Source organism: Alphaproteobacteria bacterium HT1-32, from assembly GCA_009649675.1.
In the GTDB taxonomy this organism is placed as follows: domain Bacteria; phylum Pseudomonadota; class Alphaproteobacteria; order Rhodospirillales; family HT1-32; genus HT1-32.
Map to the genome: position 1 here is coordinate 2,316,313 of WJPL01000001.1, position 22,820 is coordinate 2,339,132.

Consider the following 22,820-nt stretch of genomic DNA (forward strand, 5'->3'; position numbering starts at 1 on the left):
GAATCGCCTCAATCATGCGCTTGCGCGGGTCGGAAATCAACAAGGGTAGCGGGGCTGGTCTAGTCGACTCTAATGCTCAGGAATGCGCAAATATATCAGTATCTTCGTATGACAGCAGGTCGAGTTCCGCCCGCGTTGGCAGGAAGCCGAAACAGGCCTCGGCGATTTCCCTGCGATCTTCGCGCTCCAGCCGGCTGTTGAAGATATCCATCAGGGCATGGAGATGCAGGACGTCTGAGGCTGCATAGCCTTTCTGGGCTTCGCTGAGATCGGGGGCACCCCAGTCGGAACTTTGCTGCTCTTTCGAGAGGTCAACCTGCAGCAGTTCCCGGCAGCAATCCTTCAGGCCGTGCCTGTCAGTGTAGGTGCGGGTCAGTTTCGAAGCGATCTTTGTGCAGAAAATCGGACCGGTATCGGCACCGAGCCAGGCCCGGAAGGCAGCGACATCGAACCGGGCGAAGTGGAATATTTTGAGAACGGAACGGTCTTCCATGAGCGCTTTCAGGTTCGGCGCGTCATATTGTCCCCGTTCGAATTTGACCAGATGAACATCGCCATCCCGACCGCGCAGCTGAACCAGACAAAGCCGGTCGCGCCGGACCCGCAGCCCCATGGTTTCGGAATCAACGGCGACACTGTCGCCAAAGGAGAGTCCGGATGGCAGGTCGCCATGATGGAGGTGGATGGCTGGTTTTTTGGTCACTCGGTCATTTTCCTGTTGTGTCGGCACCGATAGGGAACCGGTGCGGTGCATTATATTTGTTCAATCTTCCTTGGCGATCAAGCGACAGGGTAGAACGAGGTGGGAGAAAATCCCCCTGCTCTCGGCGGAGAGCAGGGGGCGGGGTTATTCTTGTGGTGCAATAACAACCCCTGTGGGGCTCTGAGAGCTCCGTTTCTGATGATGGGGATGGGATGGTAGCGGTTCAATGTTCAATTGATAAACAATTCGCCTAAAAAACAGACACGACTTCCGAGCTGATTAAAATATAGACATTTTCTGTGCTCTCTTGGTCATATCTACATTTCTGAGGTGTGATTTTATGCAGAAACTTGTCTTTTGTTACCAAAGAGTTGGGCTGAATTTCCTGTTTAAATATGCCGGGTTTATATTCTGGCCCGGAACTTGCTCACCTTTGCTGCGGTGCAATAACAACCCTAGTGGAGGTTTCCAAAAAATGAGGGAAACACTTAAAAACATGCTCTGTGCAGGCGTAGTCGCCGGTACGGCTCTGACGGCAACGGTGGCGAACGCACAGGATACGATCAAGGTCGGTATCCTGCATTCGCTGTCCGGTACGATGGCGATCAGTGAGACGACGCTGAAAGACGCAATGCTGATGCTCATTGAAGAGCAGAACAAGAAGGGTGGCGTCCTTGGCAAGATGCTGGAGCCTGTGGTTGTCGATCCGGCTTCCGACTGGCCACTGTTCGCGGAAAAGGCCCGCGAGCTGATCCAGGTCTCAAAGGTTGATGCGGTGTTCGGTTGCTGGACTTCAGTTTCCCGGAAATCAGTTCTGCCGGTTTTTGAAGAGCTGAACAGCCTGTTGTTCTATCCGGTTCAGTATGAGGGTGAGGAAAGCCAGCGGAACGTCTTCTATACGGGTGCGGCTCCGAACCAGCAGGCTATTCCGGCTGTTGATTACCTGATGGCGCAGGGGGTTGAGCGCTGGGTTCTGGCGGGGACGGATTATGTCTATCCGCGGACGACGAACAAAATCCTCGAGACCTATCTCAAGGACAAGGGCGTCGCTGAATCCGATATCATGATCAACTACACGCCGTTCGGTCATTCCGACTGGCAGACCATTGTCTCCGACGTGAAGAAATTCGGCTCTGCCGGCAAGAAGACTGCCGTCGTTTCCACGATCAATGGTGACGCGAACGTTCCTTTCTATAAGGAACTGGCCAACCAGGGCATCAAGGCAGAAGACATTCCTGTCGTTGCTTTCTCTGTCGGTGAAGAAGAACTGGCCGGTATTGATACGGCACCGCTCGTCGGTCACCTGGCGGCATGGAATTACTTCATGTCCGGGACATCGCCGGAGAATGAAGAGTTCATCAAGAAATGGCAGGCCTTTACAAAGAATCCGAAGCGCGTGACCAACGATCCGATGGAGGCGCATTACATCGGTTTCAACATGTGGATCAAAGCGGTTGAAAAGGCCGGTACGACCGATCCGGATGCGGTGATCGACTCAATCGTCGGTGTCTCCGTGCCAAATCTGACTGGTGGCCTGTCGGCGATGATGCCGAACCACCACATCACCAAGCCGGTCCTGATTGGCGAAGTGCAGGCAGATGGTCAGTTTGAAACTGTCTGGGAAACGCCGGGTCTGGTCGTCGGTGACGCATGGTCCGATTTCCTTCCGGGTTCGAAAGACCTGATCTCGGACTGGCGCAAGCCGATGTCCTGCGGAAACTTCAATACCGCAACTGGCAAATGTGGTGGTCAGGGAAGCTGATTCCTGATCTCACGTGAACCTTCTGTCCGGGGGCCGGTTGCGGCCGGCCCCCACTCCGAATCCTCTGTTTTCCGGAACTGATATGCGCCTTAACCTGATGCGCATTGTCTTTGCCCTTGTCATTCTGATCGCGTCGCCGGTGCTGTCCCATGCACAGTCCGATGACTTGCTGGCTGGTGTTCAGGCACTGGGTCAGGGCAGTTTTGATGATCGCGCAAAAGCAATTGATGCCCTTGCTGCAACTGGCGATCCTGCTGTCGCGCCTGTTTTGCAGGCACTGTCGGATGGCGACGTCTATACAAAGCCTGACGGTACGGTGGTTATTGGCCGTCGGGGTGGAAACGGCCTGCTGCTGTTTGATCCGCTGAGTGGTGAGCAGACCGGTGATGTCGGCTCGCGTGCGGTGAAAAAAGTTCGGGTTAATAACAATCTTCGCCGTGCCCTGCGCTCTGCCCTCGGCGGGCTAACCCTGCGGTCCCCGGATCCGAAAGTGCGTCACACGGCAGTTGAGTCGATCTTCAAGGCTCGTGATGCGGGTATGATCGAACTGGTTGATCAGGCGCTGGAGACTGAGAAAGACAATGATATCCGCCAGCTTCTGGCTGAAGCCCGGGCCGCCGCGATACTGAATTCCCCTGCTGATGAAGCTGAAAAAATCACCGCGGTGTCTGTGCTGGTTGATCGCGGTGACCGTGAAGCGCTTTCACTGCTGAAAGCTGCGCAGAATGGTGCCGAAGGCGATCTGAAAGCAGCTCTCGATAAAGGTGTGGCGGGCATAGAGCAGGAATTGCAGCTCTGGGGTGCACTCCAGAATGTCTGGTACGGGCTGTCGCTGGGCTCGGTCCTGCTGCTGGCGGCTTTTGGTCTCGCCATCACCTTCGGTGTCATGGGTGTGATCAACATGGCGCACGGCGAAATGGTCATGCTGGGGGCTTACACAACCTACGTCGTGCAGGACATCATCCGCACCTCCGCGCCGGGTTTGTTCGATTATTCGCTGATGATTGCGCTGCCGCTGGCTTTCCTGGTTTCCGGTTCGGTTGGTGTCGGGATTGAGCGCGGCGTCATCCGGTTTCTGTATGGCAGGCCACTGGAAACTCTTCTGGCGACCTGGGGTATTTCACTGATCTTGCAGCAGGCCGTCCGCACAATCTTCGGGCCGACAAATCAGGAGGTCGGAGCACCTGAATTCATGTCCGGTGCCTTTCAGCTTGGCGAACTGACGATCACGAACAACCGGCTCTGGATTATCGTATTTTCCCTGCTCGTCATGGGATTGCTGATGCTGGTGCTGCGCCGGACCAGTTTCGGTTTACAGATGCGGGCCGTGACGCAGAACCGTGCGATGGCCAGTTCAATGGGCATTCGCACCCCCTGGGTTGACGCGATGACCTTTGGCCTGGGGTCGGGCATTGCCGGTATCGCAGGTGTCGCGCTGAGCCAGATTGATAATGTCAGTCCAAATCTGGGACAGTCCTACATTATCGACAGTTTCATGGTCGTGGTGTTCGGCGGTGTCGGGAATTTGTGGGGAACGCTGGTCGGCGCCATGACGCTGGGGATCGCCAACAAGTTTCTTGAACCTTATGCCGGGGCGGTGCTGGCCAAGATATTCGTACTCGTCTTCATCATCCTGTTCATTCAGAAACGCCCCCGCGGTCTGTTTGCACAGAAGGGCCGGGCGGTGGAATCATGATCACACGTGCCCTCTATGAACGACTGGATGCCAAGGGAAAAATCTTCCTCGCTGTTCTGTTTCTGGCGGCCCTTGTTGTCAGCGTCGGTAATCTGGCATTCCCGCCGGATTCAGCACTGCATGTCCCGACCTATATTGTCTCGCTGCTGGGAAAATATCTGACCTATGCCCTGCTGGCCCTGTCAGTAGATCTGGTCTGGGGATATTGCGGCGTGCTGTCGCTGGGCCATGCGGCGTTCTTTGCCCTCGGTGGTTACGCTATGGGCATGTATCTGATGCGCCAGATCGGCAGCCGGGGTGTTTATGGCCATCCTGTACTGCCTGACTTCATGGTCTTCCTGAACTATCAGGAACTGCCATGGTTCTGGTATGGCTTCGACATGTTCTGGTTTGCCTGTGTCATGGTGGTCGTGGCACCGGGCCTGCTGGCCTTCATCTTCGGCTGGTTTGCCTTCCGGTCACGGGTGACGGGAGTTTACCTCTCGATCATCAGCCAGGCGATGACCTTTGCGTTGCTGCTGTCCTTTTTCCGAAATGACATGGGATTCGGCGGCAATAACGGGCTGACCGATTTCAAGGAAATCATCGGGTTTGATATTCAGTCCGATGGCACAAGGGTCGGCCTGTTCCTGGCCTCTGCGATTGCGCTGGCGGCAGGCTATCTGTTGTGCCGGGCCATCGTGACCTCACGGTTCGGCAAGGTGCTGGTTGGTGTGCGGGATGCGGAAAGCCGTACGCGCTTTCTGGGCTTCCGTGTTGAACGCTACAAGCTGTTTGTCTGGACCCTGTCGGCCTGCATGGCCGGGGTTGCCGGGGCGCTTTATGTGCCGCAGGTGGGCATCATCAATCCCGGCGAGTTCGCACCGGCAAACTCCATCGAAGTGGTGATCTGGGTTGCGGTCGGTGGTCGTGGTTCACTGGTCGGAGCGGCGCTGGGCGCGGTTCTGGTGAATGCAGGCAAGACATACTTCACCGGCGCGATACCGGAGTTCTGGCTGTTTGCGCTGGGCGGGCTGTTTGTCGTCGTCACCCTGTTCCTGCCGAAAGGTATCCTTGGCCTGATGTCCTCACGGCGGCGACGCCGGGACAAGTCAGATGATGATGGCCCGGCTGCTGTGAAACACCAGACGGCCGGTCAGGAGGCGGATTGATCATGAGCGTTGAAGACAGTCTTTTGTATCTTGATGGCGTCAGCGTCAGCTTTGATGGCTTCAAGGCCCTGAACAACCTGTCGCTGATTCTGCGTCCGGGCGAAATGCGGGCCATCATCGGGCCGAACGGGGCGGGCAAGACAACGATGATGGATGTCATCACCGGCAAGACACGACCGGACAGTGGCACTGTGTTGTTTGGTGCCAGCACTGATCTGACCAGGCTGGATGAGGCGGATATTGCCGAGCTGGGTGTCGGTCGGAAGTTTCAGAAGCCGACAATCTTTGAAGGCCACACGGTCGAGGACAATATTCTCCTCGCCCTGAAACAGCCGCGTGGGGTGTTCGATACCCTGTTTGCCCGGATGTCATCGGAGATTACGGACCGGATTGACGAAATACTGGCGACGATCCGTCTGACACATCTGCGAAAGGCTTCCGGCGACAGCCTGAGCCACGGACAGAAACAGTGGCTGGAGATCGGGATGCTGCTGGCGCAGGACCCCAAATTGTTGCTGGTGGACGAACCGGTGGCAGGGATGACTGACGCCGAAACGGCCGAGACCGCACGGTTGCTGCGTGAGATCAGCGAGAACCATTCGGTTGTGGTGGTTGAGCATGACATGGAGTTTGTTCGCGATCTTGGTGTGAAGGTCACCGTTCTCCACGAAGGGTCAGTTCTGGCGGAAGGATCAATTGATCAGGTCAGCGCAAACGAACGCGTTATTGAAGTTTATCTCGGGCGGTAATCATGCTGAAGCTGGAGAATATTGACCTCTATTACGGGGCGGCGCAGGCCCTTCGCCGGGTCTCGCTGGAGGCGGAAGTCGGTGAGGTCACCTGTCTGCTGGGGCGTAATGGGGTTGGCAAGACCAGCCTGTTGCGGGCGGTGGTTGGTCAGCATCCCGTCGCGAGTGGGCACCTGAGCTGGTGCAATGAGGATATTGCCGGGCTGGCGCCGTTCGATCGTGCCCGGCGTGGCATTGCCTTCATTCCGCAGGGACGGGAGATTTTCCCGCTGCTGACGGTAAAGGAAAATCTCGAAACCGGCTATGCCCCGCTGCCCCGGAAGGACCGCTTTGTACCGGAGGAAGTCTTTGAGCTGTTTCCTGTACTGGCAGATATGCTCGGACGACGGGGCGGTGATCTGTCCGGCGGGCAACAGCAGCAACTGGCGATTGGCCGCGCCATGGTGATGCGCCCGAAACTGCTGGTTCTGGATGAGCCGACGGAAGGTATTCAGCCGTCCATCATCAAGGATATCGGTCGCGCAATTTCCTTTCTGCGTGACCGGGGTGACATGGCGATCCTGCTGGTGGAGCAATATTTTGAATTTGCCCGTGACCTGGCAGACAGCTTTGCTGTCATGGACCGTGGCGAGATCGTGCTGTCGGGAACCCGTGCAGAGATGAATGAAGCGGATGTCCGGCGGCGCCTGACGGTATAGTCGTCCGGCTTGACCTCAGCGCGAGGCGCAGCCACGTTGGCCGCCCCTGTATTGTTTCCGGCGCCACGATGACTGACGGCCACCGTATTTTTCGCAACTTCTCTGCCCTGATGATAGCGCAGATGGTGTCGAATATTGCCGGGTTGCTGTCGACCGCCTATCTGGCCCGGGTGCTGCTGCCCGAGGGGTTTGGCGTTCTGGGATGGGGAATCGCCCTGCTGGGATATCTTGGCCTTGTGGTCAATCCGGGGGTCGACCGTCACGCTGTCCGTGAAATTGCCCGCGACCCGGGGCTGCTGAACAGCATGACCGGTAATGTCATCGGTTTTCGCCTTTCTGTTGCCCTGTTGCTCTATCTGGTTCTGGCTGCGGTTATTTTCTTGTTCGGGCCGGAAGGTCTGAAGGGAACGGTCCTGCTGGTACAGGCGGCAGGTCTGTTTGTGACAGCGATAACCATCGACTTTTCGTTTCAGGCGACGCAACGAATGGGGGCTATCGCCTGGCGCCAGATTGCAACCAGTCTGCTGATACTGGCTGGTGTGTTTCTGTTTGTTGCCGACACCGGAGATGTGCCGGTTGCGGCTGCCGTCAGTATGCTGGCATCGGCAATTGCGGCCATCGGCATGTTATGTGCGTTCGCAAGAATGCAGCCCGGCTTTCGGCCAAGACTGGAATTTCCGGTTATCCGGGAGATGCTGAAAAAATCTCTGCCGGTTGCTCTTGCTGCCTTTCTGACCGCGATATTCATCAGCGCCGATATCGTGATGCTGGGCTTCCTGTCCGATGATCACGAAGTCGGTCTGTACAGTGCGGCATCACGGATTTTCATTCTGGCGGTGATGCCGGCAACCATGATCGGCACGGCCTTTCTGCCGCACCTCGCCGCGACAAGGGACAATGCGGAGGCACGTCAGTCCGCCCTGACATTACATGCCAAGGCATTACTTTTGTTTGGCATCATGGTTGTTGCGGGGGGCGTTGCCTGTGTCTCGCCGCTGATCGCCCTGCTGTTCGGCCCGGCTTTTGGCGAGGCCGAAATGATCGTGACCTTGCTGGTCTGCGCGACCGGACTGGCTTATTTCCGGCTTTGCCTTGATGCGCCACTGATGGCCTGGGGGCAGGATCACTGGCGTATCAGGGCGCTTGGTGTCGGCGCAGTGGCCAATGTCCTGCTTAACCTCTATCTGATCCCCCTGTATGCGGGAGAAGGGGCAGCGATTGCGACGATCATCAGCGAGCTTATTGTTCTGGCGGTTCTGATGGCGAACCGGGGCTGGTTTCACCTGCTGCCAATTTTGTGGCTGCAGGCGCGGGCCATTGTCCTGACCCTGTTATCGGTGGTCGTGGTGGTCAGCCTGACACCATCCGGTGCGGGCAACATTACCGCTCTCCTCTGGGGTGCGGTGCTGGTGATGATTCTGGCTTTTGCCGGTGGACTGGTCCTGCGTATTGCCAGCTTTTCAACGCTCGTCCGGCTTGTCCGTCCTTCGTCTTCCCTGCGACAGGGATGAGGCCGTTCATGCTGTCAGATGGCGGCATTCCAGATGATTTCGCTGACAGGCAGAATCGTAATCCGTCATCATTTCGCAACGGCGGGAACACGGTTCCATCGTTCCGAGTTACAGTTTCAGTCTAAATCGGAACGATCTAGCCGAGACCGGTGACCCGTAGGGTTGTGTTGACTGAATCGAGCTGCTTTTCCAGCTCATTGATCTCCACATTCAGCCTGGCGATCTCTGCGTCCAGTTCTGTGGTGTCACCGCCACTGATGCGCCTGCGGGCTTCTTCATAGCCATCCCGTTTTTCACGGGCAGCCTGCAGGATACTTTCGATCTGTTCTGAATTGCTGCGGATGACTTCTGCTTCAGCGCGGGCCTGCTCCAGTGTCAGAACCTTTGCCTCAACCTTTCGGGCAAGATCTTCAATTCGCCGACGGTCAGTCTCGACAATCCGGCGAGAAGTCATGACCATTTCGGAGAGTTTGTCATTCTCGGTGCGAACGTCATCGGCCATGGCTTTGGCTATGGCGATCCTGTCCGCCTTTTGCTGTGCCTCCTTGGCTTTCATGTATCCGTCGACACCGCCAGCAATGCCGCCCAGAACCAGACCGGTAAGGCAGGCGCTTCGTGCATCCCTGATGTTCCCGCGGGAGATGGCGGAGGCAGCACCCATCGCGAGACATCCGACGGTACCGTAAACAAAGGCACCGCCCGCAACATTCTCCGTCACAAATCCGTCGGACTGGGTGCGCAACAACTCTTCATCGGTGGAGAGGGGGCCATTATAGGGAGTACTGCTGTCAGTCGAGGTGGTCTGGCAGGCAGCAAGAAGCATGGCAGAGACGAGCGATAGAGTGCGACATTTCATCCGGACGTAAGACAGCATTTTCAGCATTCCCGGTGACTTCTGCTGTCATCCTAGACCGGAAATGGCCTGACATGAATAGGTTTTGCCCGGGAGCACGCTAACTGGTGGCCAGTGCCTGAATGGCTTTCTGGAGCGCCTGGCGCCGCTGTTGCAGTTCCTCCAGCTTGCGCTGCTTCTCTGCCGGGTCGGCTTTAGAATATTGTTGTGCCTTTTCTTCGAACTGAAGCTGCTCAAGATCGGACTTGAGCTTCTCATATTCTGACCGAGACAGCTGGTTCTTGCGCCGGGCTGCTTCGAGATCCGTGTTGGCCTTTTTAAGGTCACTGTCGAGAGCGGCCAGTTGTCCTTCATAACGGGTCAGGTCACGCTCGACACTCAGGCGTTCATCCTCGATCCGCTGCTGGTCGCGTTTCAGCTGTGTTTGCTTGTCCTGCTCATTCTCCAGCCGTCGCCGCTCCTCGTTCAGACGGCTGTCATAATAACCGCTGGAGACCTTGGAGCGGGTGTCCATGTAGGTGCAGCCAACAAGTGTGATGGTCGCTGCAGCGATGAAAGTCAGTTTCAGGACGGGGATCATTGCAGCTATTCCCTTATCCAAGTCCGTTGACCCGGAGCGCGGTATTCACAGCGCTGAGCTGGGTCTCAAGCTGGCTGATTTCGCCATTCAGGCGGCCGATTTCCGCATCCAGCTGGGCTGTGTCGCCACCGCCGACGCGTGAGCGTGCATCCTGATATGTATCCCGTTTCTCACGGGCTTCCTGCAGGATGGTTTCAATCTGTTGCGAATTATTACGGATAACCGCCGCTTCTGCCCGTGCCTGTTCCAGCGTCAGAATTTTGGAGTCAACCTTGCGGGCGATGTCATCAAGGCGACGGCGATCATTTTCGACCACACGACGTGATGTCTCGACCATTTCGGCCAGTTTTTCGTTATCTGCACGAACGTCTTCTGCCATGGCTGCCGTCATGGCGGTATCATTCGCCTTGGTCTGGGCTTCCTTGGCTTTCATGTAACCGTCGACACCACCAACCACAGCGCCCCCGGCAGCACCTATGGCGCAGGCGGTACCGGCTCCGCTGCCATTATTGTTGGCCGCGACGGACAGGGCGGTAAGGATGAGACAGCCGACAACGGCACCGGCGACAGCACCGCCGGCCACGTTCTCGGCGACAAAGCCTTCGGACTGGGTGCGAAGCAGTTCTTCATCCGCGGTCAGCGGTCCGTCATAGCCAAGTGTCTGGCAGGCACCGAGTGAAAGTGCGCAGACCAACGAAACGGCGCGACCCCTGTTTCTGATATATGACAGCATGTTCTGCGGCTCCGGTTACCTGATATGGTTATCTTAGCTCACGAATTATCTCGTTTGAAGGAAGTTTTCCACTTCTGCGGAAGCGGTCGACATGGTCCTGGAAGGTTTTCGCAACCGGTTCTAACCCCTTCATGTCACGTGCCTTGAGTTCTTCCTGTAACACCTTGCCCTGCGCCTCGATGATTGAAGGGGGATAGTCCCTTATCAGTTCGACAATTGTGTCACGGTAATGGCGGGCGTTGGTTTCGACATCTTCACTGGCGGCAGCAAGTTCACCGGCAAATTTCTTCAGGATCGGGGCGTCAGCAGGATAGGCGGGTTTCAGAGCCGTCAAAGCCCGGTCTTTGGCATCCCTTATGCCGTCTGCATCAAGAATACGCTGGGCTAGAATGACCCCGAACCGCAGCAGGTTACGGGCGGCACGATCACGCTGTTCGTTACGGGTCGCGATGCTGGCCCGCATGACGGTCCGCAGGTCTTTCAGCCGTTCCTGGAATGCCGGGTCACGGGTGGCTTCGATCAGCACAGCCATTTCCTGCAGGGGGTCTTCCAGACGCTCTGTGCCCGCCAGCGCGCTTTCGGTTGAGGGCAGTTTTGACCACTCCTCCTCAATCGCTTCAAGCCGGGCCTTTGAGGTGACGACCGGGGCCGAGATGGCGAGACGAAAGCCAACGGTTTCCAGCCGTCTCGGACCGTCCTTGTCGAAGGGTGTCATCTCCTGACGCTGTGCAGTCCGGATTGCGTCCTTGGGCGTGAAATAGTCACCGCCGCGGACGGTTGCGCCGCCGGTCTGCCCATGCAGCCGGGAAACCTTGTTCAGGCGATAGGGATCAAGCACCAGTTCACCGGCATTGCCGAGAATATCGTGGATATCGAGCGGATTGGGTTTCAGCAGTCCGACAGACTGGCGTTTGAAATCGGATGATTCCGGTGCGCCATACCAGACATAGGCTGCCATCTCGCCATCCATCGGGAATTGTGGTGCGACGAACTGGCTTTCGCTGACGGCGGCGCCCCCACGGGCGGCATATTCCCATTCAGTTTCTGTTGGCAGGCGCAGAAAGCCGCTGACACCGTCTGCCTTCGGCAATGCCTCCGGCGCATTCTTGTAAAGCCATTCCGTATAGCGGGAGGCATAGGTGACAGCTTCGAGCCAGCTGACAGAGGTTTTGGCCAGCCGTCCGATATTCGATGCCCGACCGCATTTTTCACTGGTCAGGGCGGCATACTGGTCGTCGGTGACTTCATATTTGGCGATATAAAACAGGCGTCCGCCATCGCCGGAACCGGCATTGAAAGATCCGGCGATATGGTCGGCGCGGCTGCTCTCGGCATAGGCAAAGCGGTCGTCATTACCCCCCAGAACCAGCTTGCGATCTCCCAGCAGTTTTTCAGCCGGAACAGGGACGGGACGGAAAACCATTGCCCCGCCGCAGGCAAGCGGCAGGACCAGATCGCCCTCAGAGGGTTTCGGATTGTAATAGCGGTCACGCCAGGTGATTTCGGGCGCCGCATGGCTGGTTGCCAGCGAGGTGAATAACAGGGCTGCCGCGAGGGCCGCCAGCCTGAGTCCGTCAGATTTCACGTAGCGCCTCCGATGGTTCTGTGCCGGCGGCCCGGAAACCGGTCACCAGTGCCGGTGGAATGGCCAGCATCAGGGTCAACAGGCCCGCTGCAGCAAAATGCCAGCTTTCAAGAGCCAGCGCGACCTGTCCGTCACGCAAGACCGGTGCGAAATGCTGCTGTACAGCCGTTGCACCGATGGCATAGACGCCAAGGGATAATACAAACCCGCCTGCGGCCAGCAGTGCGGCCTGCCACATGGGGAAAGCAGCCAGCAGATTGCGCCGGAAACCGATCAGTCCCAGCACGGCCAGCGCCCGGCGTTTACGTTCGACGCCCGCCACCATGCTGGCCATCAGGGCACCGGCCAGTCCGGCGGCGGCGACAGCACCAACGATGATGAACAGGGCGGTGAGATTGCGGTCAAGAGCCAGAATACCGGCTATTCTGTCTGCATCCGTACGCACTTCGATGCCATGTACGCGTACCTTGGCAGACAGGCTTTCCACATCCTCCAGCTCCCGTGCGTAGAGCCTGAAGCTGGCATAGGTCTCAATCGGGCTCCATTCCTTGTCGCCCTCCCAGCTGAACATGGGTACGGCAAAGCCATCGCGATAACGTTCGGCAGCTGCCAGCAGGTCCGGATGAACAAAGACGGATGCGGAAAGGTGGATATGTTCGGGAACAATGGAAAGTACGGTCAGTTCCAGCGTTACCGGTTCAGGGCGGCCATTCCGGTTGCGTTCGACAATCCCCCGTAATGTATCGCCGGGTTTGGCCTGTAACTGCCAGGCGGCACGTGAACTGAGGCTGACCACATGCCGGGAGGGAGCAAGTGATTTGCCGTCACCCAGCGGGTCACCTGTGCCGGAGGGCAGCATCTGGAAATCAAATAATGTCGGGCGGAGGTCATCGTCTGTCGCAAGGCGTCCGAGATAGATCTGTGTCGCAATCGCCCGCGTGGTCGGTACCAGAAAAGCGGTCTCCGGCAGTGCCCGGACTTCATCAAAGAAGTCCTGTCCCAGCCGGTAAGAACCAACGGGGCGGATGCGCAGGGTTTCCGGGTTGGCCCGCAATTCATCAAGCAGGGTTGTGGCGATGCCATGTTTCAGGGCAAACAGCAGCAACAGCGGGGCCACCACGGCGGCCGCCATGATGATCTGGCACAGACTGACCAGCCGGTCATGAAACAGATCGGCAACGGCGAGCCGGAATAAAAGAAGTCCGCTACGCATCATTCAGGTCCAGTCAATCCGGCCAACCGGAGAGCCCGCTTCCGTATGGCAATGGACAGGGGTGAATCCGGATTGGGCCGCCAGTGCGGCGTCATGGGTAACCAGAATAACACAACATCCCAGTTCTGCGGCAGTCGTCACCAGAAGTTCCATAACCTGAGCGGCATTGGTCGCGTCGAGTGATGCCGTCGGCTCATCCGCGAGCACGATGGGAGGGCGATGCGCCAGTGCCCGGGCGATGGCGACGCGCTGGCGCTGGCCAATCGACAGGCTCTCCGGTTTGCGGTTCGCAATACCGGCAATGCCGAGCTTTTCCAGAAGTGCATCAGCCGCAGTTACCGGCTGGCCCAGCAGGCGAAGCGGCAGGCGGGCATTTTCGCGGGCAGACAGAAAGCCCAGAAGTCCACCGGTCTGAAGGACATAGCCGATACCCTGAGAACGGAGTGCCGCCAGTTCTGCGAGGTCACCGGCCTGCCACAGTGCCCCGGCATCAATCACGCCGAGCCGGAAGGCCTCAACGGTCTGAGGGGCAAGGGTCAGAGCCAGAATATCAAGAAAGGTGCTCTTGCCGGACCCGCTTGGTCCGACCACGGCAATGCGGTCTCCGGCTTTCGCCTGAAAGCGGTCAACATGCAGCCGGAAGGCGTCGGGGCCACGGCCACGGCGGCAGACAAGGCCGGTGATATCGATCAGATGTGGTGTCGGGTCAGAGGTGCCGACGCTATGTTCGTTCATCAGGTCAGGGCAATGCAGACAAAGGTACGGGATAGACGGCATCGCCGGGGGCTGCACCTTCATCCAGTGTAACCCAGTTATCGACATCATCGTGGAAGCTCTGGTAGAGCCTGACTTTTGCAGAGAGGTCATCCAGGAAGGCGACCTGTTCGCCGATGCTCCAGCGGTTCCACATTTCTTCCGAGAGCGCCAGAACACGGCTCTGATAGGGCAGGTCTTCCAGATATTCACCCATCAGCCCGAGTTCCTGAAGATTGGTCTGCCCGGCTTTGCCGACCTGTGTCGGGTCACGGCTCAGAACGGCAGCGGCGCTTTTCAGCTGGTCAAAAAACTTGTCACGGCTGATCTCGGTGGCGATGCCGACATCGACAATCTGGCGCAGTGCGGTCTGCAAATCACTGAGCTGGTTCTTGGTCAGCAGTAACCTGACCTGTAATGCCTGCTTGGTCGGGTCTGCCAGATCCCGGTCGATGGCCCATGCCTGCAACATATCCGGAGCCTGAACGCCGCTCTGGCTGCCAAGATAGACCAGTTGCATGGCATAGCCGAGGGCGGCTGTCTTGTCTTTCAGGTCATCGGCAGGGGATGGCGCCTGTGCGGCAGGGGCCGGGTCTTCCTGTGGTTTGGCGAATGTGCCTTTTGATGCTTTGTCGACCTGATCGACAATGGCATCGGCCAGCACATCGACATTCTGGCGGAAGTTGCCGACATCACCGGCATTCACCGGATAGTACAGCTCGCCGACATTCGGATAGTTGCTGAGGGTCCGGTACTGCGCCTCTGCCTTCGCGTGGTCCTTCGCACCCTGCGGTGTTTTCAGATGCACGACATAAGTCGCAATGAACTTCTCCAGCGCCTTTTCGCGGACTTCGCCCGGGCCAAGGCCCGTCGAGGAAAAGCGATGCGAGGCATTGCGCGAACTGGCATCGGTAATCATCACGATATAGCGGCCGCCAAATTCCTGCCAGTTGACCTGGTCAATGGCGTCCATCATCCCGGCGAAACCGTCTTCCTCGAAGGTGCGTGTGCTGACATCTGACGGCTTCAGGCTGCTGGCGAGATCCAGAAATGCCTCCCGGTCATTTACCGCCTGCGGGTCAACGAAGATCTTCGAGAGGTAATCAAGGCCCTGCACGGCTGAGGGATCGTCCCGGTAGCCAACCAGACCGAACCGCATCTTGTCGGCCAGTCCGGCGGAACTGATCCGGTCATAGACCTGGGCAACAGCGGCTCGTGCCTCGTCGATATAGGGACCCATGGAGGTCGAGGCGTCGATAACGAACACAAGTGCTGCCGTGAAATCCTTCAGCTTCGGATTGGCGCGCTGTTTCATTTGCGGGGTGGCAGGCGGTGTGTCGGCGACTTTTGTGTCTTCCTGTGCCGTTACCGAAGCAACCTCGACACTTTTCACCCGGAAACCGGACGACAGGGCAGTTTCCCGCGCCTGCAGGATGGGCAGCAGATAGAACTGCTTGCGGATATCGATGAATTCTTCCGGCTCAACCGCAATGATGTCGGCTTCCGGTGACAGACCGGCGGTGGCGATTGTCTGGCGAACATCAGACAGTTTCTTGGCCAGATCGTCGGCTTCGACCATATCCAGCATGGCGTTTTCATCGCGGAAGAACAAAGCGCGGTCACGGCCTGCCGGATTGGCAAAGGTCAGAACCAGCGCCTGTTTCCAGTCGATGGTGGCCTCCTTGCGGACCCAGCCGGAAATACGGCCACTGCTGTTTGTACCGACTTCGACAAATTCGGTTCCGGCTTCGTTGGTCAGCCGGTCATAGGCATAGAAAATCGACAGCGGCGGCAGTTTCTTCAGGGCCTTGCCGCCGGGCTGTTCCAGCAGTTCTGTTCCGGGGCGGGTAAGCACGCGCTGGAACAGGTTTTGCTTGCCTTCCATCAGCAGCGGCTTGCGGTCCTGTGCCGTGGCCGGAGCAGTAAAAGTGAATGTGGTCATCAGGATGGCGATGATTGCCGACCTGACCATTCCGGAAAAAAGACTTCTCATTTTCGGCTCCTAATTCGAGACGCCGAGTTTCTGCAGCGCGTTGATGGCGTCCGCATTGCCCTGTTTCGCAGCACGTTGCAACCATACCACACCCTGTTCGGCATCATTCGGACCGCTGGTCGCCCCGGACATCATCAGCTGACCGAGGGCATACTGGCCTGCCGGATCACCCGCTTCAGCGGCTTTCAGGTAATAGGTCACGGCCTGATCAGCACTGGGTGAGGGAAAGGGTGATGTTTCCGGCTTGTGGCTGGCCGGATCATACATGCGGCCAATCGCGGTCGCCGCTTCCGGCTCGTTGCGGCGGTCGGCATAACGATAGATCAGCAATGCCAGGTCGGGCTTTCCGGCCTTGAGGAATTCAGCAGCTTTGGCTGTTGCTGCGGCACCGTCCGGATTGGTGGCGATAAATGCCTGCATGGAATCCTGTGTATAGGCGGGGCCGCTGTCTGCGATAATGTCATCGCCAAAAGGAATCAGACCGGCAAACCAGGCATAACCAGCTCCGCCCAGGAACAGCAGAAGTACCGCCAGAATCAACCATTTCGTCCGGCCGCCTGAAGCCGGTGCCTCTTCCTCCGGATCAATGATCGGACCCGGCGGGGGAGGCGGCGGAGGCGGAGGTGGTGGGGGAGGCGGCGGCGGAGCAACCGGTTGCGATGTGTCGGTTGCTTCACCGGCTGTATTGGCACCGGGCAGGATAATTTTCGGCCAGGCAATTCGGGTGCGATTGGCCGGTTTCAGGTCGCTTCCGGCATCCCGCAGTCTGATTTCCACTGTCGTTACAGCACTCAGCGGTACTGTCATCTCCGGGCCGGCCATACCGGTCAGAACAGCATCCTGCCGGTTTGATATCTCCAGCGGGAGCCAGGCTTCATCTTCCTGCCAGTCACGTTCTCCGAGGAAGGGGCGGTTCTCGCCACCGCGCCGGAAACAGATTTCAACGGGTGCGTCGGCTGACAAATCAGCGCCAGTGATTTCCAGTCGGCACCAGCCATCCGGATCAAGGTTCTGGTCCTGCCATGCGCGAATCCTGAGCATAATCAGGCGCCCCCCAGCCGGTCATCAATATGCGCCTGTTTCAGAATCTGGCCCAAAGCTCCGTTCTGTTCGTCAGAGATGTCCCGTCCTGTCGCCACACCCATATTGTCGACACCGGCCTGAACCAGTGCGGCCAGCCAGTCCTGTGTATATTCCGCAGCCAGCCGCCGGGGCTGACTGTCGAGGGTTGGCAGGCCACTGAAGTCCGGCGGCGGCAGGAACGCTTTCCGGCGTTCCGGTTGCGGCGCAGGTGGCACCTGTGGCCGGTCGCCCGGTTTCATCGCGCTGTAGCCGAAGCTTGCGACGATCTGGTTGATAGTGTTCGCGGCAACACAGGCGGCTCTGGCCGATGTGGTTTCCCAGTCAGAGGATCCGATTGCGGCCTGCTTGCGTACATCAGCGGCGATCCGACCGATGACATCTTCCCGCTGTGCCGTGGCAATCAGTTCCTGTGCCAGCAGGTCAGCGGTATCGCCGTCCAGCCCGCGGCGGAGCGGATGGGTGGGGTCAGCGGCAAATTCGCGCACATTGCGAATCCAGTGTTGCAGGGACAGTTCGGCAAAGCGTTCACTGCGGTCCCGTCTGGCGGACACCGAGGACGAGCTTTCCGGTGCAGAATCGAAGTCATCGAAAATGCTGCCACCACCGGCTGCCGGGGCGTTGTCTTCTTCCGCATCTTCCTCGGACATGCTGGCGACGGTAAAATACAGGCCGCGCAGGGCATCTTCCTCGGCGCTGAAAGCCCGCAGGAGATGACCAAAAGCACGAAACCCGTCTTTTGAGACAGATCGCCCGGCATTCTCAGCCGCTTTCATCGCCGCCTGAATTTTCTCTTCGCGGGAACCGGAGGCGCCGGCGTCGTAGAAACGTTCAAACCCGTCCGTCAGGTGGGCAGCCTGTGTCAGCAGACGCCCCCGGACCTGCTCTTCCTTGATCTTTGGATCAGAGACACCGGCAATTTTCTGCACGATCAGTGAGACACCGCCATCATTCAGCAACAACAGGGCATCGAAGGCAGCCTCCGCATCGTCGAAATACCGTGTAACCCGCTCATCGGCCAGCAGGTGGCCACGAATTTCGTTCAGGCGGGGCTTGATGTCGTCGGCGTAATCTTCCTCTGTCAGAGGTTCTGCCCGGACCCGCTGTCCATCGCGCTCTTCCATTTTGTAGCGCACGAGATGGGTCTGCTCGATGCCCGGATTGCGCAGCCAGAGAGTATTGGTGAAGGGATTGCCGTCCCAGTCATCCAGCCAGCCATCGCGGCTGTAGAGTTCGATCATCGAGGCGAAGATACGACGGTACCACTTGCCCTTGCGGGAGTCCTCGTCCTCGCCTTCCTTGGTGATAAAATCTGCGTCTGATTTGGTCAGCACGAAAAACAGGGCATTGCGCTGCTGTTTGCGTTCATCCGCTGTTTCACCGTGCGTCGACCAGATCCAGTCGCGCACCAGCGGCCCGAGATCTTTTACCTCGGCATTGCTGCCGGCCATGCAGAGCAGCATGGAGGTGATTTCCCGTTCCTCGGAATAACGCTGGAACAGGACAGCGACCTTGCCGCGGATGAACAGTTCACGCGGGCGCTTTGCCAGATCTTCGGCATCCTCTGCCCGTTCGGCGATATCACGATATTTTTCCCGCGACCGGGCGCCGGGGAAATCCAGCAGGTCGGTGGTATCGAACAGCGGCCATGTCTTGTTTTTCATGGTGATCCGCAACTCGGCAACCAGGGCACAGAGCACGGCCCGCGGCAGGTCAGCGGTCTTCGCCCCCTGAACCTTTACCCGGTCCTGCTGGTCGGCGGCGGTACCCAGTTCCAGCTTGATCCGGTCAACATCAATGATGCTGCGTTCGCGGGGTGTCAGGGCCTCAATCGCGGCATGAGCTTCCGGCGGATAGCCCAGCGCATCAAGGGCCTCGACCAGACTGATGAACAGCGCCGTGAATTCCTCAATACCACCCCACAGAACGCTGAACAGCCGGGCACGGTCCTGAATGCCGAGTTCGCATGCATGGGCAAAGGCAAAATCCCAGTAGCCGGAAGGTTGCAGGAAGGTCAGGCGTTTGGAGAAGTTCCGCGCCATATATTCCTTCAGGTCGAAGATCATCAGTTCCGCAAGGTGCGGCAGAGCAGGGTTTTTCGGCGCCTTGCGCAGTTCGTTCAGAAGGGTGTGGGTCTCGGCCTCACCCGGCGGATCGAAATCCAGATTGTTGGCGTCGAAATCCAGCAGGAAACTGTTGGCAAAAATCCGCACCAGATCGGTTTCGGACAACAGGCGGAGGGAAACCGGGAATCCGTCTGGTGTTGCTTCGGGAACGGTGGTGAACCGGGTTACCAGTCCGGTCGATTCCTTGTCGCCGGGCGGGTTGATTTCGCGCAGGAAGTCCATCGCACGGCCACCGATATCGGCAACCAGCCGTTCATCCTCGCCGCCGGCTTCTGCCGGTTTCTTGCAAAGACGCGAGACCAGATAGGATTTCCCGGCCTGACTGGGACCGAAGATACCGACGCACATGCGACGGGATGCAGCGTTCTGCAGTTTCCGGGCAGCGTTTTCCACGCGGCGGGACAGATCGATCAGCGCCGGGGATTCGGAATTGATCCGGCTGGAATCGGCGGCAACGTCGCGCACCCAGCCACGCGCATCACCGGCGGCAGAGGACAGATCCCCGGCAGCCGTTGTCAGCGCGGCGGAATCAGCTCCGCCGGAGGATGCCTGTGTCGAGCCAGTAACCATCACCATCACTCAGGGTTTGCAGTTTCAGGGTCAGCGCGGATTTGGCACTGCGGCCATCGGAATCACGTGCTTCGTCAATCATCATCGCTTCGGTCATCTGTTCGCCATTACGCGAACGCCCCCGTTTCAGGGTTACCTGTATCGGGGTTTTCGGATGCAGTCGGCGGCGGTCTTCTTCACTCCGGTAATCAAGAGTGTAGAGCCGTGTCGCGGGCCACCAGGCATTGGGGAACTGGCGGAAGCCAAGGGCGGTGACGCCCCGGAATTCAAACCCGCCTTCCGGCATGTCCTGTTCCGCATCTTCCAGATCGATATTGGCGTAATAGGTGTCTTCTTCGGGAATGCGTCCGGCACCGTCCAGCTTGCCGATATAGCGGGCGGTTGATTTCGGATTGCGGATCTTGTCCGACCGGAAGTTGAAATCCTGAATGCCACCTTCGGCCAGCGCGCAGATCATCGCACCAACCGCTGCCGTGGTTTTCGGATCGTCAATCCGGGCTTCGTGATCGCGGAACGGATACCAGTGTCCGGCGCGGAAGCGGTGCAATGGTACAATCCGCCCGACCATCATCGGCAGGGCCTCTTCCAGACTGGCACGCACCATCGGCAGCCGCGACGGCCTGCCGGAGACCAGCATCAGATCACAGCGGTAACGCCAGGATATCTCTGCCATTACATCAAGGATCGGTTGCAGGACGCTGCGGGCTGTCTGTTCCAGCGCATCAAGATCGACCGGGAAGGTGACCTGACGCAGGTCGAAACCGGAACCACCGCGTTTCTCAACCTCATTGTTCAGATGGTTGACCACATCATCTGACGGGCCACCATTGGTGAAGATGTCATCGAAGCCGAGCGTGGTGGTGGCATCGCTGCCGGATTCACGTTCGGCCTCGTAATGTGACAGCAGGCACAGTGCCACCGGTGTCGCGACCTGCAGGGCAAATTGCTGACGACGAACCTGGTCCGAGACATCCATGCCACCCCAGTCACCCCCGAACAGGTCAACCGTCAGTGCCCGGCCATTGCTGACACCGGCTGCTTCAACGGCCTGTTCGATGCGGTCGAGGACATGGGTCTGGACAATGCGATAGACTAGATCGTCACCGGCGACATTGAAGCCTTCCCGGAACAACTGGTCGGGGAAAATGGTGACCGCGTTACCGGAGCCTTCATAGGTGAATTCGGTGATGACGAGGTCGGTGGTGCCGCCACCGATATCCAGTGTGGCGATGCGCAGGCCCTTTGCATCGGCGTTTTCTGCCCGGCGCATGGTCTCGAAGAAAGCCGGTGCATGGCCGGAGAAATTCTTGACGATCTGGGTATAGAGATAAACCACCTGTGTGGCGCTGGCTTCATCCCAGACCAGCAGGATTTCGGGTTCCTCGACGCCGTCAGCATCCCATTTCAGGCCATCCGGTCCGTCTGCCGTTGCCAGTTTCAGGGCAAGATAGACCAGATCACGTGCGGCCTTTGCACGGTCGGCAAGGATGCGGCGTTCTGCCAGTGGCAGGGCCGACGGCATGGTCATGATGATGCGCTTGATCCGGCGGGGATTGTCGCCGTTCGGACGGCGCGACCGGTGCGCCGGCGAATTGATCATGGTCAGCGCCTGCAGGAAAATCTCGGTCAGCGCAAAGGTGAACAGATTGCTGCGCGAATAGCGGGCTTCCATGGCGGGCAGGAAGTCGCCGTCGTCTCCAACCAGATGCAGCGGCGTGCCAAGGTCATTGACCAGAACAGCAAGCGGTCCCTGTGCGGCCAGCGGTTCGATGTCGCCGCGCAGGGTGCGATGATTGAACCGCCAGGGCTGGGCCGGAGATTCTTCGGACCACAGATAACGCTTCGGGCTCGACATGCCGGTCGAGCCTTCATTGCCGACACGCTGTCCGGCCAGCCGGGAAGCCTCATCACCGACACGGGTCAGTGTTGGCCATTCAAAGGCATCACTGCGGCCAGAGCGGTGTGACAGATGGTTGCGGCCAAAACTGGCGACGGCAAATTCAACCCGGCTTTCAAAGGGGTCGGAATAGACATGTTGCGGGTTGCCGAGGTCGCGCAATTCCAGTTTTACGGCCTGCGCAACATCGGCACCATGTTCCGGGTCACGTTCAACCAGCAGGCCGCAGGTCCGGGAATTGCCGACATCCAGCACCAGATCGCAATCGATGAAAGGCTGGCGGCGGCTGGTCAGGGTATCGACCAGCTTGATGTTTTCCGGCAGCACCTCGGCCCGGTCGAGCATGTCGAGCAGGGCGGCATAGCGCAGCAGCGGCTCGCCATAGCCGCTTGCTTCAAGTTCCTCGTCGATCTCTTCCTGGGTGATCGGGTCGGCACGCCGGCGGCCCTGCCGTTTCTGACGGCGGGCTTCCAGCATTTCGCGATAGAGCTCGTTGATCCAGAGCGCGATCCATTCTTCGGCCAGAAACCAGCCGACGGAAGCCGCATCATTGGCCAGCCCGAAGGGCAGTCCGGCTTCGGCATCGCTGGCAGACGGGGCAAGATAAGGACGCCCTTCCACATGATCCATCAGGTCGGTATCGAGGGCGAGGACGATATGGTAGTCGCAGCCATCATCATCCGGTTCCGTCAGGGCGGAAATCTTGATCCGGGCCCAGTTTGACGGACCACGGTAGAAGCCTTCACCCACCCGGCGCAGCAGGGGCAGGGGTGTCCAGCGATCGGCAAACAGATCGAATATTTCCCGGCGGCCGACAGAATATTTCGCGGCCAGACCCTTGGTGTCGCGCCCGATCGGTTCGTCATCGCGGCTGACCAGCGCGAACTCACCGGGTTGCGGCAGCTCGCCCTTGCCAACGGAATCATGACAGCCCCAGTCGCGCGGCAGCTTGTCGCTGTCCGACTTCAGTCTGAAATCGAGAAACTGTATGCCACTCCGCGGAATGATCGATACGGTCTTTGAATGTCGCAGACGCTCTTTCAGCGCCATGGCTTTCCCCGGTTCCTGCTAATGTTGAATGGTGGCTGACAGCCTTCCCGTAACAGGCCCATTAAAGAATGACCTTCGGGGGGCATGCAAGGTCTGCCGTCATGCAGATTGATGACA

17 protein-coding genes are annotated in these 22,820 nt (G+C 58.5%); 6 read left to right on the top strand and 11 right to left on the bottom strand.

The genetic code is table 11. The features are described 5' to 3' along the window. Positions 1–76: 76 nt before the first annotated feature. The gene (locus tag GH722_11075; protein MRG72316.1) at positions 77–754 is read right to left on the bottom strand and encodes a ribonuclease D; all 678 of its coding nucleotides are present in this window, start codon (positions 752–754) and stop codon (positions 77–79) included. Positions 755–1,178: 424 nt separating this feature from the next. Here GH722_11075 and urtA point away from each other — a divergent pair, with 424 nt between their 5' ends. The 6 genes from urtA to GH722_11105 all read left to right on the top strand — a co-directional run bounded on the left by urtA (position 1,179) and on the right by GH722_11105 (position 8,270). Continuing rightward, complete coding sequence (gene urtA / locus GH722_11080) at positions 1,179–2,465, top strand: urea ABC transporter substrate-binding protein (protein ID MRG72317.1); 1,287 nt, start codon at positions 1,179–1,181, stop codon at positions 2,463–2,465. Positions 2,466–2,562: 97 nt separating this feature from the next. Continuing rightward, positions 2,563–4,161 carry an urea ABC transporter permease subunit UrtB gene (urtB, locus tag GH722_11085; protein MRG72318.1) on the top strand — a complete coding sequence of 533 codons (1,599 nt, stop codon included), beginning with the start codon at positions 2,563–2,565 and terminating at the stop codon, positions 4,159–4,161. After that, complete coding sequence (gene urtC, locus GH722_11090; protein ID MRG72319.1) at positions 4,158–5,312, top strand: urea ABC transporter permease subunit UrtC; 1,155 nt, start codon at positions 4,158–4,160, stop codon at positions 5,310–5,312. The genes urtB and urtC overlap by 4 nt, the downstream gene beginning before the upstream one ends. Positions 5,313–5,314: 2 nt before the next feature. Beyond that, entirely contained in the window at positions 5,315–6,061 is a 747-nt protein-coding gene (gene urtD / locus GH722_11095) for an urea ABC transporter ATP-binding protein UrtD (protein ID MRG72320.1), read from the top strand. A 2-nt stretch (positions 6,062–6,063) separates the two neighbouring features. Next, positions 6,064–6,759: an urea ABC transporter ATP-binding subunit UrtE gene (gene urtE / locus GH722_11100; protein MRG72321.1), complete on the top strand. Its 696-nt coding sequence runs from the start codon at positions 6,064–6,066 to the stop codon at positions 6,757–6,759. A 68-nt stretch (positions 6,760–6,827) separates the two neighbouring features. Further along, complete coding sequence (locus GH722_11105; protein ID MRG72322.1) at positions 6,828–8,270, top strand: oligosaccharide flippase family protein; 1,443 nt, start codon at positions 6,828–6,830, stop codon at positions 8,268–8,270. A 136-nt stretch (positions 8,271–8,406) separates the two neighbouring features. Here GH722_11105 and GH722_11110 read toward each other — a convergent pair whose 3' ends face one another. The 10 genes from GH722_11110 to GH722_11155 form a co-directional block, all read right to left on the bottom strand. Further along, positions 8,407–9,144: a hypothetical protein gene (locus tag GH722_11110; protein MRG72323.1), complete on the bottom strand. Its 738-nt coding sequence runs from the start codon at positions 9,142–9,144 to the stop codon at positions 8,407–8,409. Between the two features lie 79 nt (positions 9,145–9,223). Next, positions 9,224–9,703, bottom strand: coding sequence for a hypothetical protein (locus GH722_11115; protein MRG72324.1), 480 nt, complete (start codon positions 9,701–9,703; stop codon positions 9,224–9,226). A 13-nt stretch (positions 9,704–9,716) separates the two neighbouring features. Then, on the bottom strand, positions 9,717–10,436 hold the full coding sequence (locus GH722_11120; GenBank protein MRG72325.1) for a hypothetical protein: 720 nt from the start codon (positions 10,434–10,436) through the stop codon (positions 9,717–9,719). 28 nt (positions 10,437–10,464) lie between these two features. Further along, a complete protein-coding gene (locus GH722_11125) occupies positions 10,465–12,021 on the bottom strand; it encodes an SUMF1/EgtB/PvdO family nonheme iron enzyme (GenBank protein MRG72326.1) in 1,557 nt (518 codons plus the stop codon). Further along, positions 12,011–13,234, bottom strand: coding sequence for a lipoprotein ABC transporter permease (locus tag GH722_11130; protein MRG72327.1), 1,224 nt, complete (start codon positions 13,232–13,234; stop codon positions 12,011–12,013). Before GH722_11130 ends, GH722_11125 begins: the two co-directional genes overlap by 11 nt. 3 nt (positions 13,235–13,237) lie before the next feature. Then, entirely contained in the window at positions 13,238–14,101 is an 864-nt protein-coding gene (locus tag GH722_11135; protein ID MRG72328.1) for an ATP-binding cassette domain-containing protein, read from the bottom strand. Continuing rightward, on the bottom strand, positions 13,974–15,980 hold the full coding sequence (locus GH722_11140; GenBank protein ID MRG72329.1) for a VWA domain-containing protein: 2,007 nt from the start codon (positions 15,978–15,980) through the stop codon (positions 13,974–13,976). The genes GH722_11135 and GH722_11140 overlap by 128 nt, the downstream gene beginning before the upstream one ends. Before the next feature lie 9 nt (positions 15,981–15,989). Further along, a complete protein-coding gene (locus GH722_11145; protein ID MRG72330.1) occupies positions 15,990–17,021 on the bottom strand; it encodes a hypothetical protein in 1,032 nt (343 codons plus the stop codon). A 2-nt stretch (positions 17,022–17,023) separates the two neighbouring features. Further along, positions 17,024–19,762 (bottom strand): virulence factor, encoded by a 2,739-nt coding sequence (locus tag GH722_11150; protein ID MRG72331.1) that lies wholly within the window; start codon positions 19,760–19,762, stop codon positions 17,024–17,026. Next, on the bottom strand, positions 19,716–22,703 hold the full coding sequence (locus tag GH722_11155) for a hypothetical protein (protein MRG72332.1): 2,988 nt from the start codon (positions 22,701–22,703) through the stop codon (positions 19,716–19,718). Before GH722_11155 ends, GH722_11150 begins: the two co-directional genes overlap by 47 nt. Positions 22,704–22,820: the final 117 nt, after the last annotated feature.

What these genes read in the sequence shown, in the direction of transcription:
- GH722_11075 (MRG72316.1), bottom strand. Translation starts at nt 754, where the DNA reads ATGCACCGCACCGGTTCCCTATCGGTGCCGACACAACAGGAAAATGAC.
- urtA (MRG72317.1), top strand. Translation starts at nt 1,179, where the DNA reads ATGAGGGAAACACTTAAAAACATGCTCTGTGCAGGCGTAGTCGCCGGT.
- urtB (MRG72318.1), top strand. Translation starts at nt 2,563, where the DNA reads ATGCGCATTGTCTTTGCCCTTGTCATTCTGATCGCGTCGCCGGTGCTG.
- urtC (MRG72319.1), top strand. Translation starts at nt 4,158, where the DNA reads ATGATCACACGTGCCCTCTATGAACGACTGGATGCCAAGGGAAAAATC.
- urtD (MRG72320.1), top strand. Translation starts at nt 5,315, where the DNA reads ATGAGCGTTGAAGACAGTCTTTTGTATCTTGATGGCGTCAGCGTCAGC.
- urtE (MRG72321.1), top strand. Translation starts at nt 6,064, where the DNA reads ATGCTGAAGCTGGAGAATATTGACCTCTATTACGGGGCGGCGCAGGCC.
- GH722_11105 (MRG72322.1), top strand. Translation starts at nt 6,828, where the DNA reads ATGACTGACGGCCACCGTATTTTTCGCAACTTCTCTGCCCTGATGATA.
- GH722_11110 (MRG72323.1), bottom strand. Translation starts at nt 9,144, where the DNA reads ATGCTGTCTTACGTCCGGATGAAATGTCGCACTCTATCGCTCGTCTCT.
- GH722_11115 (MRG72324.1), bottom strand. Translation starts at nt 9,703, where the DNA reads ATGATCCCCGTCCTGAAACTGACTTTCATCGCTGCAGCGACCATCACA.
- GH722_11120 (MRG72325.1), bottom strand. Translation starts at nt 10,436, where the DNA reads ATGCTGTCATATATCAGAAACAGGGGTCGCGCCGTTTCGTTGGTCTGC.
- GH722_11130 (MRG72327.1), bottom strand. Translation starts at nt 13,234, where the DNA reads ATGCGTAGCGGACTTCTTTTATTCCGGCTCGCCGTTGCCGATCTGTTT.
- GH722_11135 (MRG72328.1), bottom strand. Translation starts at nt 14,101, where the DNA reads ATGACCTCTCTGCAAAAGTCAGGCTCTACCAGAGCTTCCACGATGATG.
- GH722_11140 (MRG72329.1), bottom strand. Translation starts at nt 15,980, where the DNA reads ATGAGAAGTCTTTTTTCCGGAATGGTCAGGTCGGCAATCATCGCCATC.
- GH722_11145 (MRG72330.1), bottom strand. Translation starts at nt 17,021, where the DNA reads ATGCTCAGGATTCGCGCATGGCAGGACCAGAACCTTGATCCGGATGGC.
- GH722_11150 (MRG72331.1), bottom strand. Translation starts at nt 19,762, where the DNA reads ATGGTGATGGTTACTGGCTCGACACAGGCATCCTCCGGCGGAGCTGAT.
- GH722_11155 (MRG72332.1), bottom strand. Translation starts at nt 22,703, where the DNA reads ATGGCGCTGAAAGAGCGTCTGCGACATTCAAAGACCGTATCGATCATT.